Annotated in this window: 17 protein-coding genes, 1 rRNA gene and 1 pseudogene; 15 read left to right on the top strand and 4 right to left on the bottom strand. The window is 64.7% G+C overall.

The annotated features are described in order from the left end of the window. From JWM94_RS04125 to JWM94_RS04095, 7 genes and pseudogenes are all read left to right on the top strand, one after another. Positions 1 to 153 (top strand): annotated as a pseudogene (locus tag JWM94_RS04125) (4-hydroxy-3-methylbut-2-en-1-yl diphosphate synthase); the annotation flags it as partial. Next, positions 150 to 632, top strand: a complete 483-nt coding sequence (locus JWM94_RS04120; protein WP_299422157.1) for a thioredoxin family protein — start codon at positions 150 to 152, stop codon at positions 630 to 632. The pseudogene JWM94_RS04125 and the gene JWM94_RS04120, both read left to right, overlap by 4 nt. Positions 633 to 692: 60 nt before the next feature. After that, positions 693 to 1,172: a TIGR02281 family clan AA aspartic protease gene (locus JWM94_RS04115; RefSeq protein ID WP_299422155.1), complete on the top strand. Its 480-nt coding sequence runs from the start codon at positions 693 to 695 to the stop codon at positions 1,170 to 1,172. A 75-nt stretch (positions 1,173 to 1,247) separates the two neighbouring features. Beyond that, the gene (locus JWM94_RS04110) at positions 1,248 to 2,141 is read left to right on the top strand and encodes a DMT family transporter (protein ID WP_299422152.1); all 894 of its coding nucleotides are present in this window, start codon (positions 1,248 to 1,250) and stop codon (positions 2,139 to 2,141) included. Then, positions 2,138 to 2,620, top strand: coding sequence for a GNAT family N-acetyltransferase (locus JWM94_RS04105; protein WP_299422149.1), 483 nt, complete (start codon positions 2,138 to 2,140; stop codon positions 2,618 to 2,620). Before JWM94_RS04110 ends, JWM94_RS04105 begins: the two co-directional genes overlap by 4 nt. Beyond that, positions 2,620 to 2,937: a multidrug efflux SMR transporter gene (locus JWM94_RS04100; protein WP_299422147.1), complete on the top strand. Its 318-nt coding sequence runs from the start codon at positions 2,620 to 2,622 to the stop codon at positions 2,935 to 2,937. The genes JWM94_RS04105 and JWM94_RS04100 overlap by 1 nt, the downstream gene beginning before the upstream one ends. Beyond that, a complete protein-coding gene (locus JWM94_RS04095; RefSeq protein ID WP_299422145.1) occupies positions 2,937 to 3,296 on the top strand; it encodes a TfoX/Sxy family protein in 360 nt (119 codons plus the stop codon). The genes JWM94_RS04100 and JWM94_RS04095 overlap by 1 nt, the downstream gene beginning before the upstream one ends. On the opposite strand, the gene JWM94_RS04090 is transcribed toward JWM94_RS04095, so the two are convergent. The 4 genes from JWM94_RS04090 to JWM94_RS04075 all read right to left on the bottom strand — a co-directional run bounded on the left by JWM94_RS04090 (position 3,220) and on the right by JWM94_RS04075 (position 7,262). Beyond that, the gene (locus JWM94_RS04090; protein ID WP_299422143.1) at positions 3,220 to 3,936 is read right to left on the bottom strand and encodes a hypothetical protein; all 717 of its coding nucleotides are present in this window, start codon (positions 3,934 to 3,936) and stop codon (positions 3,220 to 3,222) included. The two genes, JWM94_RS04095 and JWM94_RS04090, sit on opposite strands and share 77 nt — an antisense overlap. Next, positions 3,933 to 4,472 (bottom strand): inorganic diphosphatase, encoded by a 540-nt coding sequence (gene ppa, locus JWM94_RS04085; RefSeq protein WP_299422141.1) that lies wholly within the window; start codon positions 4,470 to 4,472, stop codon positions 3,933 to 3,935. Before ppa ends, JWM94_RS04090 begins: the two co-directional genes overlap by 4 nt. Before the next feature lie 98 nt (positions 4,473 to 4,570). Continuing rightward, entirely contained in the window at positions 4,571 to 6,493 is a 1,923-nt protein-coding gene (locus JWM94_RS04080; protein WP_299422140.1) for a peptidase M61, read from the bottom strand. A 106-nt stretch (positions 6,494 to 6,599) separates the two neighbouring features. After that, positions 6,600 to 7,262, bottom strand: a complete 663-nt coding sequence (locus JWM94_RS04075) for a DUF1345 domain-containing protein (RefSeq protein ID WP_299422138.1) — start codon at positions 7,260 to 7,262, stop codon at positions 6,600 to 6,602. A gap of 50 nt (positions 7,263 to 7,312) precedes the next feature. On the opposite strand from JWM94_RS04075, the gene hisS reads away from it, so the two are divergent. The 8 genes from hisS to JWM94_RS04035 all read left to right on the top strand — a co-directional run. Further along, positions 7,313 to 8,593, top strand: a complete 1,281-nt coding sequence (gene hisS, locus JWM94_RS04070) for a histidine--tRNA ligase (protein ID WP_299422137.1) — start codon at positions 7,313 to 7,315, stop codon at positions 8,591 to 8,593. Beyond that, positions 8,590 to 9,675, top strand: coding sequence for a peptide chain release factor 1 (gene prfA, locus JWM94_RS04065; RefSeq protein WP_299422136.1), 1,086 nt, complete (start codon positions 8,590 to 8,592; stop codon positions 9,673 to 9,675). The genes hisS and prfA overlap by 4 nt, the downstream gene beginning before the upstream one ends. A gap of 148 nt (positions 9,676 to 9,823) precedes the next feature. After that, on the top strand, positions 9,824 to 10,651 hold the full coding sequence (prmC, locus tag JWM94_RS04060; protein ID WP_299422135.1) for a peptide chain release factor N(5)-glutamine methyltransferase: 828 nt from the start codon (positions 9,824 to 9,826) through the stop codon (positions 10,649 to 10,651). A 30-nt stretch (positions 10,652 to 10,681) separates the two neighbouring features. After that, positions 10,682 to 11,704 (top strand): DUF4167 domain-containing protein, encoded by a 1,023-nt coding sequence (locus tag JWM94_RS04055; RefSeq protein ID WP_367185864.1) that lies wholly within the window; start codon positions 10,682 to 10,684, stop codon positions 11,702 to 11,704. A gap of 110 nt (positions 11,705 to 11,814) precedes the next feature. Continuing rightward, positions 11,815 to 13,287: a DUF4139 domain-containing protein gene (locus JWM94_RS04050; protein WP_299422133.1), complete on the top strand. Its 1,473-nt coding sequence runs from the start codon at positions 11,815 to 11,817 to the stop codon at positions 13,285 to 13,287. A gap of 11 nt (positions 13,288 to 13,298) precedes the next feature. Beyond that, a complete protein-coding gene (locus JWM94_RS04045) occupies positions 13,299 to 14,870 on the top strand; it encodes a hypothetical protein (RefSeq protein ID WP_299422132.1) in 1,572 nt (523 codons plus the stop codon). Positions 14,871 to 14,934: 64 nt separating this feature from the next. Further along, positions 14,935 to 15,363 carry a CBS domain-containing protein gene (locus JWM94_RS04040; protein ID WP_299422131.1) on the top strand — a complete coding sequence of 143 codons (429 nt, stop codon included), beginning with the start codon at positions 14,935 to 14,937 and terminating at the stop codon, positions 15,361 to 15,363. A gap of 557 nt (positions 15,364 to 15,920) precedes the next feature. Continuing rightward, a 16S ribosomal RNA gene (locus JWM94_RS04035) occupies positions 15,921 to 16,128 on the top strand; the annotation flags it as partial.

The following is a 16,128-nucleotide window of genomic DNA, read 5'->3' as shown; positions in this document are numbered from 1 at the left end:
ATCACCGGCGGCGGCAACGGCAAGCACATGGTCTATCTGTCGGGCGTCACCGACCACCACGTCCAGGACGCCGACATGATCGAGCATATCGTCAAACTGGTCGAGGCGAAGGCGGCGGAGATCGAGGCGAGCGAGCAGGCACGGGCGGCGTGAGGTTCGCCGCATTCGCGCTTGCGCTGGCGGCGGTTCCGGCGTTCGCGCTCGCCGCCGATTCGCCGCCCGCCGCTCATCCTGAAGCAAAACCCTTCGGCAGCCCCGACAGCGCCCGTGGCGAAGTCGAATTGGCGCTGACAACCGCCATCGCGACCGACACGCGCGTCATTCTCGTGTTCGGCGCCAACTGGTGCCACGATAGCCGCGCGCTGGCCGGCTGGTTCGCAACACCGCGTTTCGCGACGATGCTGCGCGATCGCTACGAGATCGTCTGGATCAACGTCGGCGACAATCCGGGAGAGAAGGACCGAAACGGCGATCTCGCCCGCCGCTTCGGGCTCGGCGCGATCAAGGGAACCCCGACCGTGCTGATCCTGAATTCGAAGGGCAAGCCGCGCAACCTTCGCGGTGCGCCCAAATGGCGCAACGCCGCAAGCCGCTCGGGCGACGCGATCTACGACTATTTCGCCAAGCAGTAAGCGTTGCGTTAAGCATCGCGATAAAGCGGACTGCAAGCCAAGCGCGTTATGCCAGCGGTCATGAAAGCTGCTTTCTTCGTCGTCACCGCCTTGGGCATCCTCATCGGTATCATGCTGCCCGGCAGCAAGCCCAAGGCCGCGCCGCCCGCCGCGCTCGCCGCGACGGTGACCGACCAGCCGCACGAAACGGTGCTCGAGCGCGAGGATAACGGGCATTTCTTCACCGTCGCCGACGTCAATGGCGAGCCGATCAAGTTTGTCGTCGATACCGGCGCGACCACCGTCGCGCTGACCGAAGACGATGCTCGCCGCGCCGGTGTCGCGTTCGACCCCGGCCAGTTCGACGTGGTCGGCAGCGGTGCATCGGGTGCGGTGCGCGGGCAGGAAGTGGAACTCAAGGACGTCGTGCTCGATGGCAAGCGCGTCAGCGACATCCATGCGCTGGTGCTCGACGGCCTGACGATTTCGCTGCTCGGCCAGAATTACCTCCGCCACCTCGACAGCGTGTCGATCAGCGGCGACAAGATGACGCTCAAATAATCTGCGCATCCTCCTTGTGACGTCATAAGGAGGAGGGCTGGTGACGTAACGATCCCCGCCCGCTATCGGCTGGGGATGACCCGCCGCCCTACTTCGCAAGCTCTGGTCTTCGCGGTCGCGGTGATCGGCATCGCGATCTTCTCGTCGATGGATGCGGTGATGAAGGGGCTGGTGCTCCAGCTTGGCGCGTTCACGACGTTATTCTGGCGGACGCTCGCCGGGATCGTGTTCACCGGGTTGATCTATTTCCCGACGCGCAGGGGATGGCCGTCGCGCGCCGTGATGCGCGTCCACCTGATCCGTGGCTCGGTGTCGGCGGTGATGGCGGTGACATTCTTCTGGGGGCTGGCCCGCGTGCCGATGGCACAAGCGATCGCGCTCGCTTTCATCGCACCGTTGCTCGCCTTGTTCGGCGCGGCGTTCGTGCTCAAGGAGCGCATTCCGCCAAGCGCGATCCTCGCCTCGCTGGTAGCGTTCGGGGGCGTTGGGGTTATCATGCTCGGCCAGGCGAGCGCGGCGCCCGATCCCGACCGCTTTCGCGGCACCGTCGCGGTGCTGATTTCGGCGGTTTGCTATGCCTACAACATCGTGCTGATGCGCCAGCAAGCGATGGTCGCGGGGCCGAGCGAGGTCGCGTTCTTCCAGTCGATCATCGTCGGCGTCATTTTCGCTTGCTTCGCGCCGTTCATCGCGCACGTGCCCGACACCCACCACATCCCCGCGATCCTGCTCGCCGCGGCGCTCGCCACGGTATCGTTGCTGATTCTCGCCTGGGCCTATGCGCGCGGCGAGGCCAATTACCTCGCGCCGACCGAATATACCGGGTTCATCTGGGCGGCGTTGTGGGGCTGGGTGGTGTTCCACGAGCCGGTCGCGCCCTATACGCTGGCGGGGGCGGCGCTGATCATCACCGGCTGCCTGATCGCCGCGCGCCGCCGCTCGGTCGAGAACGTGGAGGCTGCATTTTGACGCTCGTGATCCGTCCTGCCGCTCCCGGCGATGCCGCCACCGTGCTGCGCTTCGCCAAGGAGCTCGCCGAATTCGAGCGAGAGCCCGACGCCGTCGTTACTACCGAAGCGATGATGCACGATGCGCTGTTCGGCGCGGAGCCGATGGCTGAGGCGCTGATCGCCGACGTCGACGGGCAGGCCATCGGGTTCGCTGTGTTCTTCCACACCTTCTCGACGTGGACCGGGCGCAAGGGGATCTGGCTCGACGACCTTTATGTCACCCCCGGCGCACGCGGGTCGGGCGCGGGCAAGGCGTTGCTCCGGGCGCTTGCCGGCATCTGCCTCGACCGCGATTGCGCGCGGTTCGAATGGTGGGTGCTCGACTGGAACGACCCCGCGATCGGCTTCTACCGCTCGATCGGCGCCCAGCCGATGGACGAATGGACGACGCAACGCGTCACCGGCGAGGCCCTCACCAAGCTCGCAGGGCGCGACTGATGGCGTGGCTCTGGCTCATCGTCGGCGGGCTGTTCGAGGTCGGCTTTACTACCTGCCTCCGCCATGTCGATGGGTTCCGCAATATTGGCTGGACCGCGGGTTTCCTTGCTTCGGTCGCGCTGTCGATGGGGCTGCTCGAATATGCCTCGCGCAGCATCCCGATGGGCACCGCCTACGCCGTATGGGGTGGGATCGGCGCGCTGGGGACGGTGATCGTCGGGATTGCCTGGTACCATGAACCCTCCAGCCTGCCGCGATTGCTGCTGATCCTCGGCGTGGTCGGGTGCATCGCCGGCCTCAAGCTGACGGCCCGCTGATGGCCGCCGACCAAGGGCTGATCGATTGGGTGGCCGAGGCGATGGAGCCAGTCGGCACGGTGACCAAGCGCGCGATGATGGGCGGTGCCACACTCTACTGCGACGGCACGATCTTCGCGATCGTCAGCCATGACGGCGCGCTGTGGTTCAAGGCCGATGCCGAGAGCGACGCGACGTGGGACGGAGCCGGATGCGACCGCTTCACTTACGACATGAACGGCAAGATCGGCTCGATGAACTATCGCCGCGCGCCCGACGACGTTTACGACGACCCCGACGAACTCAGACGGTGGGCGGTGCTTGGCCTCGACGCTGGGCATCGCGCGCCGAAAAAAGCGACGGCGCGAAAGAAAAGATGATCGCGGCCGCAAGCAATGCAAACCAGGCGAGGGTAAATGCCCGCATCATCACCGGGCCGGGCAGCTCGCCAAAGCCGTAAATCGCCGCCATGCCGCCAATCCACACCATTCCGCCGAGCAGCAGCGGGGCCAATCCGCGCAGGCGAACCATCGCGAGCCCGATCAGCGTGGTGGCGAGCGCGAGCAGCCCGAACTTGATGTGAACCGCCCAATAAAGCTGGTCGAGTTGCGCCTGCGTGCCGGGCAGCGTTTTGAGAATGCCGCCGAGCATGAAGCCTTCGACCTCGTCGCTCAAGGCGGCGACGATTAGCATCGCCACGGTCGCGCGGCGCATCCAGCCGCGGCTCGCGGCGATCGCCGCCAGCACCAGAAAAGCGGTATAGCTCGGGATGAAACCCAGCCCGTCGAGCCACAACCCGGTATATTGCGCCGCGACCAGCGTGGAACGGCATGGATCGGCGCCGAATAGCGCCGCGATGTCGGCGGCGGTCCGTGCCAGCTCGAACGCAAAGATCGGGCCGCCGCCACCGACCACCGGGCCGCACGCGGCCAAGCCGGGAATTCGCCCGAAGCTCCACGAAATGACGAACGCGATCAGCCCGGCCAGTGCGCACAGCCGCCAGACGGCGCGCGAGGTCATCCGGCGTCGGTGCCCTTCGCGCGCTCGATCGCTTCCATCACGATCTTGCGCGCTTCGGCGGCGTCGCCCCATTTGCCCACGCGCACCCATTTTTCGGGCTCAAGGTCTTTGTAATGGGTGAAGAAATGCTCGATCTGCTGGAGCACGATCGAGGGCAGATCCTGGCGCTCGCCGATGTCCGAATAATAAGGGAAGGTGGTGTCGACGGGGACGCAGATCAGCTTCTCGTCGCCGCCGGCTTCGTCCTCGAGGTTGAGCACGCCGATAGGGCGGGCGCGGACGACGCAGCCTGGGACGAACGGGCTGCGCGCGATCACCAGCGCATCGAGCGGGTCACCGTCAGGCGACAAGGTATGCGGCACGAAACCGTAATTGGCCGGGTAACGCATCGGCGTGTGGAGGATGCGGTCGACGAACAACGCGCCCGATTTCTTGTCGAACTCGTACTTCACCGGCTCGCCGCCGGTCGGCACTTCGATAATGACGTTCAAGCTCTCGGGCGGGTTGGCGCCGACGGGGATGAGATCGATGTTCATGCGAATCCTATTAGCCCGTTCGCCCTGAGCTTGTCGAAGGGCGTGTTCGGGGCACGTGCTTCGACAGGCTCAGCACGAACGGTGGTGGAGGATGACGATTATCGTGCCGTCAGCAACCGATCCAGCCCGGTTTCCCCGGTCCCGGTCTTGACGAGGTGCGGATAGCGCAAGCCCCCGTGATAGTCGATGCTGACGCTGCGCACTTCCTCGCCCATCTTGACCGTCAGCACGATCGGCGCCTTCGTCCCCTTGGCGTCGGTGACCGCAGTGCGCAGACGGTCGTCGGAATAGGCCAGGCCGTTGACCGCGACGATCGTGTCGCCGAGCGTCAGCCCGGCGTCGTAAGCGGGACTGCCCCAACGTACCGACGACAGGCTGGCATCGGCGCCAGCGGTCAGCCCGAGCGAATAGCTGAGATCGGCGACCTTGCGCGCGCGTTCGCCCTGCTTGCCGGTCGGGGTCTGCTCGCTGGTGTAGACGAGCTTGTAGCCGTTGCGCTCGAAACCGCCGATCGGGGCGGGCTGGCCGGTTTCGGTCAGGCGCTTCTTGAGCAACCCGCGCCAATCGTATGGCTGGATGCCGTTCAGCGTCGCGACGACATCGTCGAACGTGTACGTCACTTCGCCCCAGTCGCCGTCGTTGATCCCGAAGAACGCGCGGGCGAAATCGTCGATCGACTTGGTTCCCTTCGACTGCTCGCGCAGGATCGAATCGACTTCCATCCACACCAGCAGGCCTTCGTTGTAATATTCCTCGCCGCGCTGGTAATCGGTCCACGCCATCGGCTTGCGGTTGGAGATGATCGGTCCGTTGGTGGTGTCCTGCAGCGCGCGCCAGTTGCGCCCCGGCGTGTTGTCGAGGTTGGCCATGATCGACGCATATTGGTCGAGCGTGTCCTGCTTGCTGACGAGGCCCGAGCGCGCCTGGAGCACATAGCCCCAGAATTGCGTCTGGCCTTCGTACACCCACAACAGGCTGTCACGCATCGGATAGCGGTAATCGGGTGTCCACAGGTCGGCGCCGCGGCGGAACTTGCCGTCCCAGCTATGCGTGTATTCGTGCGGCAGCAGGTTGCGCGCGCCGGCGTTCATCGCCCACTCGCTGAAATAGCCCATCCGCGTCCCGTCCTCGGAACTGCGATGATGCTCGAGCCCGATCCCGCCAAGCTCGTTCGAAATCGAGAACAGGAATTCGTAATGGTTGTAATGCTGCGCGCCGAACAATCTGACCGCTTGTTCGACCAGCCGCTTGTGCGCGTCGATCATCTCGGGCGTCGCGGCGTCGAGCTCGGCCTGGCTGTCGGCAAAGGTGTTTAGGTTGACGCGGTCCGAGAGCGCGAACTTCTTGTAATAGCGGCCCGCCAGGATCGGGCTGTCGATCAGGATCTCGTAGTTGGTCGGCTCGTAGCTGTATGTCGCGCCCATCACCTTGGCGTTGAGTGCCGATGCCGCGCTCCAGCCGTCGGGGTACTTCACCGTTAGGCGCACCGGGATTTGCCGCGCGAAATAGCCTGCCGGATAGAAGGTCGTCGCGATGGTTTGCAGGCTCATCAGGTTGCGCGTCACCATCGTGCGACCCTGATCGGCCTTGGTAGCGGTCGCGTATTGGAACCGGACGTCGATCGCCTTGACGCCCTTGGGGATGTCGAGATGAAACGCGTACATATCGACCGTGTCGCGTGTCCACGGGATCGTCTTGCCGCCCGCGGTCACGGTCAGCCCGACCACCTTCTCGATCTCGTTGCGCGGCGTGTGCCCGCCCGGCACCCACTTCGGATAGAGCAGGACGAAATCTCCAGACTTCGCGACCGGGATGGTTTCATTGACGGTGAAGATGCCGCGCACCGTATCGGTCGCGTCGATGTCGATTGCGACAGTCCCCGGATAGGGAATGTCGGCAGCCGCAGGGATCGTGTCGATCACCGGCACCGGCTGCGGCCGCGAATTGTTCGCCTGGGCGAAGGCAGCGGTGGCGGCGGTGGCGGTGGCGAGCAGCAGGGCGAACGCGGTGCGACGGATCATCGGGGAGGGGGCCTTCCTGTTTCGGTCAGGGCCGCTGTCCTAGGACAGCGATACACTCGTCGTCCAGAGGGTCTTTAGCCGCCGATGCGGTCCAGCGCGCCGAACCTTACTTCCCGGCGATCATGTTGATCGAAAACGACAGGATGCCGATGTTGAAGACGAACGCGGCCAGGCACTGCCCGGTGGACACGCGCCGGATCGACGGGCTCGTGATGTCGATATCGGCGGTCTGGAACGTCATGCCCAGGATCAGCGAGAAATGGAGGAAATCGAAATAGTCGGGTTGCTTGGTGCTCGGAATATCGATCCCGCCGACATAGCTGCCCCGCGTCTTGCCCGCGCCGTAATAGAGATGGGCGTAGTGCAGCGCGTAGACGGTGTTGGCGAATATCCACGACAGCGCCAGCGTCGCGATCACCAGCGGTTTCGAATAACCGGGCCCGCCGCCGACCACGACCAGGGTCACCGCCCCCAGCACGACCATGCTGATCGCGACCGTGATGATCAGCAGCCCGGTGCGGTTGGCGTCATTGCGGGCCGCATGCTCGGCGATCCTTTTCGCGTCGTGCGTCCGGAACATCGGGAAGAGCGAAGCCAGGAACAGGAACGTCGCGATGTCGAAGCCGATTAGGAAGTGCGCGAGCGCCTTGTCCGAATCCTTCTGGCCGCCATGCATCTGCGTGGCACACCAGAGTGCAATCGCGATCAGCGCCAGGGCGTAGGCGACGAAGCGGGGCGGTGCGATGCGGTTGCCGAGGTTGAGGGTCATGACGGAAGGCTAGCGCGTCGGCGGTGTCTCTACTAGAGACCGCCGCCAATATGGCGCGCATCGAAACCCCTAAACGCATCCGCGGAACGCAGGACATATTCGGCGACGAGCAACGCCGCTTCGCGCGCGTGCTCGAGGCGTTCGAGAAGGTCCGTAGGCTCTACGCCTTCCAGCGCGTCGACATTCCGGTGTTCGAGGACACGCAGGTGTTCGCGCGCTCGATCGGAGAAACCACCGATGTGGTATCGAAAGAGATGTACAGCTTCGAGGATCGCGGTGGCGATTCGGTCACGCTGCGGCCCGAATTCACCGCCGGCATCTGTCGCGCGTATCTGACCGAGGGGTGGCAGCAATATGCGCCGCTCAAGCTGGTCACGAGCGGTCCGGTGTTCCGCTACGAGCGCCCGCAAAAGGGGCGATACCGCCAGTTCCACCAGATCGACGCCGAAGTAATCGGCGCGGCCGAGCCGGCGGCGGACGTCGAACTGCTCGCGTTCGCCGACCAGTTGCTCCACGAACTTGGCATCGCCGATGGCGTGACGCTTCAACTCAATACGTTGGGCGACGCCGAGACGCGCGATGCGTGGCGCGGGGCGCTGGTGGCGCATTTCGAGAAGCATCGCGGCGAGTTGAGCGAGGACAGCCTGGTCCGGCTCGACAAGAACCCGATGCGCATCCTCGACAGCAAGGACCCGCGCGACCGCCCGATCGCCGACGCGGCGCCCGATATCGACGCGTATTTGTCGAACGAAGCCGGCGCGTTCTTCGAGGCGGTGAAGAAGGGGCTCGACGCTGCCGGAGTAAAATTCGAGCGCAATGCGCGACTAGTCCGTGGTCTGGATTACTACCGCCACACCGCGTTCGAGTTCGTCACCGACCGGCTCGGCGCGCAGGGGACAGTGCTCGCGGGCGGGCGCTATGACGGGCTGATCGAAGCGCTCGGCGGGCCGCACACGCCGGGTGTCGGGTGGGCAGCGGGAGTCGAGCGGTTGGCGATGTTGCTGGACGAGCCGGCAGTCGATCTTTCTCGATTGATCGCCGTCGTGCCGGATGAGCCCCAAATGGAGGCAGAGGCTCAGAAGCTGGCGCGAATGTTGAGAGAAAAAGGCTGGGAAGTCGAATTGGGCTTTCGCGGCGCAGGCAATAAACGAGCCGATAGTGCGAAACGAAAGGGTATTCAGGCAATCCTGTTCGTTCGTGCCGAAGACAATCCACAGCGTCGGCTTCATCTCACTCATCTGGCGGGCCAAGAAACCGCAGCTAAACTTCTCCTTCGCGTTCTTGGCGACTTGCCAGAGCCTTATGCCGAGATGTCGGGCGACAACGAATGACCTCCATCTCCCCCCAACGGATCGCGCAGATCGAGGCGCGGCGGGACGAGCTTGGCGCGTTGATGGCGACCGGCGACCTGTCGGGCGAGCGCTTCGTCGCGGTGTCGAAGGAATATGCCGAGCTCGAGCCGGTGGCGAAGGCGGCGGGCGAGGTGCGGCGGTTGCGCGCCGAGCTCGAGGTGCTTGGGCACATGGCCGACGGCGACGAATCCGACGGTGAGCTGAAAGCGATGGCGCGCGAAGAGATCGATTCGATCGCCAAACGTTTGCCCGAGGCCGAACGCAACCTTGCGCTAGCCCTCCTCCCGCGCGACGCCGCCGACGAGCGCGCGGCGATGCTCGAAATCCGCGCCGGGACCGGGGGCGACGAGGCCAGCCTGTTCGCGGGCGACCTGTTCCGCATGTACCAGCGTTATGCCGAGGGGCAGGGCTGGCGGGTCGAACTGATCTCCGCCTCGACCTCCGACGCCGGCGGCTTCAAGGAAGTCGTCGCGTCGGTCGAGGGCAAGGGCGTGTTCGCCAAATTGAAGTTCGAAAGCGGCGTCCACCGCGTCCAGCGCGTGCCGGTGACCGAAAGCGGCGGGCGCATCCACACCTCCGCCGCGACCGTCGCGGTGCTGCCCGAAGCCGAGGAGGTCGATGTCCAGATCGACGAGGCGCGCGACCTCAGGATCGACGTCTATCGCTCGTCGGGGCCCGGCGGGCAGTCGGTCAACACCACCGACTCCGCGGTGCGCATCACGCATTTGCCGACGGGACTGGTGGTGATCCAGCAGGACGAGAAGTCGCAGCACAAGAATAAGGCCAAGGCGCTCAAGGTCTTGCGCACGCGATTGTACGAGGCCGAGCGCGAGCGGCTGCATGGCGAACGCGCCGGCGCGCGCAAGTCGATGGTCGGATCGGGGGATCGGTCGGAGCGGATCCGGACGTACAATTTCCCGCAGGGACGGGTGACTGATCACCGCATCAATCTGACGCTCCATCGCCTGCCGGAAATTCTCGAGGGCGACATGGGCGAACTCGTCGGCGCGCTAGTGTCGGAGGACGAGGCCGAACGGCTGGCGAGTTTGGAGGGTGCGTAAAGCGCACGCGCTTGCCCCAAGTCCAACCGTCACCCCGGCCTCGTGCCGGGGTCCACGGTCCCGCAAACGCTGCTGCTTGAGCTTCTTGCCCCAGCGCATGCGACACGGTGGACCCCGGCACAAGGCCGGGGTGACGACGGTGGTGTGAGTGTCGGACCTAAATGTCAGGGTGGCGCTCGCGGCAGCGACTCAGCAAGTTGCCGTCATCTCCGATACCCCCCGCCTGGACACCGAACTGCTGATGGCGCACGCGGTCGGCATCCCGCGCGAGCACCTCCTGCTTCGCCATCTCGACGACCCCGTGCCGGCCGCGTTCGCCGCGCTGATCGAGCGCCGCCTCGCGCACGAACCGGTCGCCTACATCATCGGCACCCGCGATTTCTGGACGATCAGCCTCGCGGTCGGTCCCGGCGCATTGATCCCGCGGCCCGACAGCGAGACGCTGATCGAAGCAGCGGTCGCGCATTTCGCCGGGGCGCCGCCCGCGACGATCCTCGACCTCGGCACCGGGCCGGGCACCCTGTTACTTGCCGCACTGGCCGAGTGGCCCGAGGCGTGCGGCGTCGGCGTCGACGCGTCGGCGGCGGCGCTCGACTATGCGCGGGGGAACGCCGAGCGGCTCGGGATGAGTGGGCGCGCCGGGTTCGTCGAAGGCGATTGGGCCAACGCGATCGGCCAACGGTTCGACCTGATCCTCGCCAACCCGCCCTACGTCGGCACGGACGAACGGCTCCCCGCCGAGGTCCGCGACCACGAGCCAGCCTCCGCCTTGTTCGCCGGGGCCGATGGCCTCGACGATTATCGAATCATCGCGGCGCAACTTCCCGCCTTGATCGCCCCCTACGGCATGGCCGCGATCGAAATCGGTGCCACGCAGGCGGAGGCGGTCTCCGCGCTCCTTGTCGCGCAGGGCCTCCACGTCGCCGTCCGCCGCGATCTGGCGGGGCGCGACCGATGCTTGATCGCAACACCTTGATGCGAGGCAACACGAATTCCATATTTGTGCTTGGAAGAATGCCCGGCACCCGCTATTGAGCGCATAGGGGCACGCGATCTCAATCGATACATCGTTGAAATCGGGGCATTGCCCAATCCTTCGTCATCAGGCCGCTTGTCCGGCGGCCATGACAGGTCTTCGCGTCCTGACAGGCGCGGACGCCGCGTGGGGTTTGACTCCGAGTTGGAGCAAGGCCGGGTTTGTTTTGTAGACAAGGACCACAGGACTTTGATCAATAATAATCGTCAGGCCGGCCGCCGTCGCGGCCGGGGTGGACAGCGCCAAGGTGGCGGCAATCCCAACGCCGGCAACGGCAACCGGATCGACAACCGCGCCCGCGGCAATGCCGCGCAACTGCTCGAAAAGTACAAGGCGCTCGCGTCCGACGCGCAGCGTCAGGGCGACCGGGTGAACGCCGAATATTATCTGCAGTTCGCGGATCATTATTTCCGCGTCCTCGCCGAAAGCCGCAGCCGCTTCGAGGAGCAGAACCCCAACCAGGGCCAGCGCCGCGGCCGAGAGGACGGCTTCGACGACGACGGCGACGACGGGTTCGAGGATGATGGCGCGCCTCAGGCGGACCAGGATCCACGCCGCGAGCAGCAGGCGCGCGACGATCGTCCGTACCGCGACGATAACCGTCAGGAAGGCCGCCAGGACGCGCGCCCCGATCGCGGTAATCGCGAGCCCCGCGCCAATAACCGCGAAGATCGCGGCAACCGCGCGCAGACCGGCAATAACGGTAATGGTTATGCTAACGGCAATGCCTATGCCGCCAATGACGGCGATAGCGAGAGCAATGCCGGCAATGCGGCAGAAGCGCCGGCCGAGGATCGCGCCGAGCGCGAGGGGCCGCGTCGCGGCCGCCCGCGGCGTGAGGTTCGCCCGGTCGAAAGCGTCGAAGGCGAGACGTTCGATGCGGCCTTGTTGCCGCCGTCGCTCGGTATCAGCGTCGGCGATGAGGGTGAGGAAGCCCCCAAGCCGCGCCGCGGTCGCCCGCGCCGCTCGCCCGACGCCGAGGCCGCCGAGTAAGGCTTTTTCCCTGTTTTGATTGCGAACGGCTCGGCGGAATCGTTTCGCCGGGCCTTTTTCATCTTCCGTTCAGGCGGCAACCGGCTAGCTTCCCCAAATAAATAAAGGGGATGACGATGCGCGTACTGGCCGGTTCGATCCTGTTGCTGGCGCCCGCCGCCGCTTTCGCGCAAACCGCGCCGCAACCCTCCGCACAGGGCGATGTCGCGGTGACGATCTACAATAACGGCCAGGCGCTGGTGCAGGACACGCGCAACCTGACGCTGAAGGGCGGGGTCACCCGTCAGGAATTCCCCGACGTCGCCGACCGCATCCGGCCCGAAACGGTTCGGCTCAGTATTGCGGGCGCGAGCATCATCGAACAGAATTTCGATTACGACCTGCTGTCGCCATCCGCGTTGATCCAGAAAGCGGTCGGCCAGACCATCACCATCGTCCGCACCAATCCCGCGACCGGGGTCGAGACACGCGAGCGCGCCAAGGTGCTGGCGGCTAATGGCGGCGTCGTGCTCCAGATCGGGGCTAATATCGAGGTGCTCCGCGACGACGGGCTGCCGGTGCGCGTCGTCTACGATTCGCTGCCGCCCAATCTGCGCGCGCGGCCGACCTTGTCGATCTCGCTCGAGGCCGGTGCCGCGGGGACTCGGCCGGGGACGTTAAGCTATCTCACCACGGGACTGGGCTGGACCGCCGACTACGTCGCGCTGTTCGATGAGGGGAAAGGCACGATCGACGTCCAAGGCTGGGTGACGCTCAAGAACGACAACAACGTCGCCTTCACCAACGCCGAGACGGTGCTGGTCGCCGGATCGCCGGGCGAGGGCCGCAACGGCAATGCCGGGATCGCGCCGGGGACGCTGTCGGGCACGCAGACATCGGCCCGCGCACGGCTGGGCGATTTCTACCTCTATCCGGTCGGCCGCCGCATCACGATCGCCCCCAGCCAGCAGAAACAGGTCAGTTTCCTGTCGGTCGGCGGGGTGCCCGCGAAGAAAATCTACGCCTTCACCAACAACTGGCTGTCCGCCTCCAAGGAAGCGGCCAGCGCGACCACCGTACTGAGTTTTTCCAGTTCGAAAGACGGCGGGCTGGGCGATGCGCTGCCCGCCGGGACGGTGCGCGTCTATATCCGCGACTCGAAGGGGCAGCCGCAATTCATCGGTGAAAACCGCATCGACCACACCCCGATGGGGTCGACGCTGGCGATCCCCACTGGCCTCGCGTTCGACGTCAAGGTTAAGCCGACCGTCGTCAAGCGCGAGAAGATCCAGACCGACGAATGGCAACGGACCGAGAAATACCGCGTCTCGATCAACGGCGAGAAGCCGACCGTCGTCGTGCGCGATGATACCGTGACGTACTGGCGCACCAGTATGGCTTATACGCTGACCAATGCACGACCCGATCCGGTGACGGTCGAACTGGTCCAGGCCGGGCTCGACGACGATTATTGGCACGACACCCGCGTCAGCAACGAGAGCCTGAAGGGCGAGCAGCGTTCGCTCGACGAGCGCGTGTGGAAGGTGACGGTGCCGGGCAACGGCACGACGACGCTGACCGTCGACTTCGACACGCGGTATTGAGGGCCGGCGCGGTGCGTGCTTTCCTCCTGACGATGCTGGCGGCGTTGGCCGTAGCGCCGATGGCGCATGCCCAGACGGTGATTACCTCGGCGGGGCCGGAGCATGTCTCGGTCACGCTCTATCGCGGCCCCTATTACCGGCCCGGTCGCGAGATCGATCGCGACAATCCCCAAGGCTATGCGCTGATCACCGAGCGCCGCACGATCGCGCTGCCGGCGGGTCCGGCGGTGATCCGGTTCGAAGGGGTGGCGGGCAACATTCTGCCTGAGAGCGCGCTGATTGGTGGGTTGCCCGACGGGGTCCAGGAAAAGAATCTCGACGCCAGCTTGCTGTCGCCGCGATCCCTGTTCGACCGCGCGCTTGGCCGCCGTGTGATGATCCGCCGCACCGACCAGGCCACTGGCAAAGTGACGCTGCAACAGGCGACGATCCGATCGTCGGCGGACGGCGCGGCGGTGCTCCAGATCGGCGCCGGTTTCGCCGACCTCAAATGTTCGGGGCTCCCCGAAATGCTGGTCTACGATGGTGTGCCGCCGGGGTTGTCGGCCAAGCCGACGTTGTCGGTGCGGACCGACAGCAAGGTGGCGCGCACCGTAACGCTGACCCTGTCCTACCTCGCCGGCGGGTTCGATTGGCAGGCCGACTATATCGTCGCGATGCGTCCCGACGGCCGCAGTGCGGACATGTTCGCCTGGATCACGCTCGCTTCGACCGACGTCACCAGTTTCGTCGATGCCGATACTCAGGTCGTCGCGGGCGAGCTCAACCGCGATCGCGACCGCGAGGACGATTCGTTCGGCGCGGGCGACGGCGACCTGACGCTCAAATGTTGGCCGTTGCCGAACTACGATCTGGATCGTCGTCGCGTTGTGACGGTCGTGTCGGACTCGCTTCAGACGCTGCCGGTGGATGAAGACGGCAGAGATATCATCGTCACCGGATCTATAATGCGGCGCGCGGTCGCGAACAGCCCGGTGCCGGTGGCGTTGCTGGCCAGCGCGGAGTCGCTTGGCGATCTCAAACTCTATCGCTTCCCGCGCCGAGTGACCGTCGCGTCGAATGCGCAGAAACAGGTCGCGATGCTCAGCAAGCCGTCGGTCAAATTATGGCCGATCTATCGCAGCGAGGTGCGCGACGAGGACGCCGACACGACGATGGTGCTACGGGGCAAGAATGTCGTTGCCAACGGGCTGGGCGTGGCCTTGCCCGGGGGCAAGGTTGCGGTCTTTAGCGAGGTCGAGGGACGTTCGCTGATGATCGGTGAGTCCTCGGTTGGGGACAAGACGGTCGGCGAAGAGATCGAATTCGAGCTGGGCGAGCCCGGCAGCGTCGATGCCGAGGTGGAAACGCTGCGCGAGAAAGGGCGCAAGACGCGCTACGAATTGACCGTCACCAACGCCAATCCCTGGCCAATCGACTATGAGGCGAAGATCGCGTTCGATGACGGCGCCGGATTATTCTCGCCGAGCGCGAAACTGGGTACCAAGGACGGCGTACCTCTATGGACGACCAGGGTCCCGGCCAACGGCACGGCCAAATTGAGTTACTCGATCCGCGCGGCGAAGGACACGGACGACGAATAGCCCGGACATGCTTTACTAATTGGCCGGAAGGGTGAATCTTCGACTCGTCGAGAGGGAGAATGCCATGACGATCGCGACGATCCTGGCGGGCAAGGGCGGCGATACGGTGACGATCACCGCCGAGCACAAGGTCGCCGACGCGGTGAAGCTGCTCGCGGAGTGCCGCATCGGTGCTGTGCCGGTGTTGCGCGACGGGCAGGTCGCCGGCATCTTTTCGGAACGCGACGTGATCCATTGTCTGGCCGAACACGGATCGGCGGCGCTCGACCGGCCCGTTTCCGACGCGATGACCGCGCCGGCGATCACGATCGGCCGTAGCGAAGCGGTGCTGGGGGCGTTGACGCTAATGACGCGGCGCCGGGTCCGGCACTTGCCGGTGGTCGAGGATGGTGTGTTGGTCGGCTTCGTGTCGATCGGCGATCTGGTCAAATACCGCATCGACAAGATCGAGGCCGACGCCGAGGCGATGCGGAGCTATATTCAGACCGCTTAGCCGCGAAAAAATCCGGCCAGTTCGATCTACCCGAGCGGCAGATCGCGACGATTCTGCCTCCGATTCGGTGGCGTTGCAGCGATCTGCATGGCGGCGCGCGCTATTCGCTCTACCGCTGGCACCGGCGAAAACCGCGGAATTCCAGCGTTTTTGACTGCTTTTGAAATAAAAATGCAAAAAGTCGTTGACCTCCAGCGGCGCCCCGCATAGATGAGCTCCACCGCAGCGACAGGCCACACGGTCTGCCTGTTACGGTCATCAAAATCTCGGCGCAGTGGTCGCCCTCCAAAAAGAGGGTAAGCCAAGGCGTCGGTCTTTTGCGCTCTTTGACATTGTTAGTTCAGATGAAGGGACATGTGGGCGGCGGCGCCCGGGTCCAGCGTTTTCAAGGCGCTGGGTGCTCGGTAAATTAAGCTGCCTAATACATGTCCTTCACGTATCCATACGTAATGGGATCTGTCGGCGTTCGCGTCGGTGGATCCTGAAGAATATGTGCAGAGCAGCTCCTTGAAATGAGCGGCTTGATCGTGGAATTCCACCGCGATCTTGTCGTACATAAACTTGAGAGTTTGATCATGGCTCAGAATGAACGCTGGCGGCATGCCTAACACATGCAAGTCGAACGAGACCTTCGGGTCTAGTGGCGCACGGGTGCGTAACGCGTGGGAATCTGCCCTTGGGTTCGGAATAACAGCGAGAAATTGCTGCTAATACCGGATGATGACGTAAGTCCAAAGATTTATCGCCCAAGGATGAGCCCGCGTA

The organism is Sphingomonas bacterium (genome assembly GCF_028289855.1).
Lineage (GTDB): Bacteria > Pseudomonadota > Alphaproteobacteria > Sphingomonadales > Sphingomonadaceae > Sphingomonas.
This window is presented reverse-complemented; position numbering and strand designations above follow the sequence as displayed.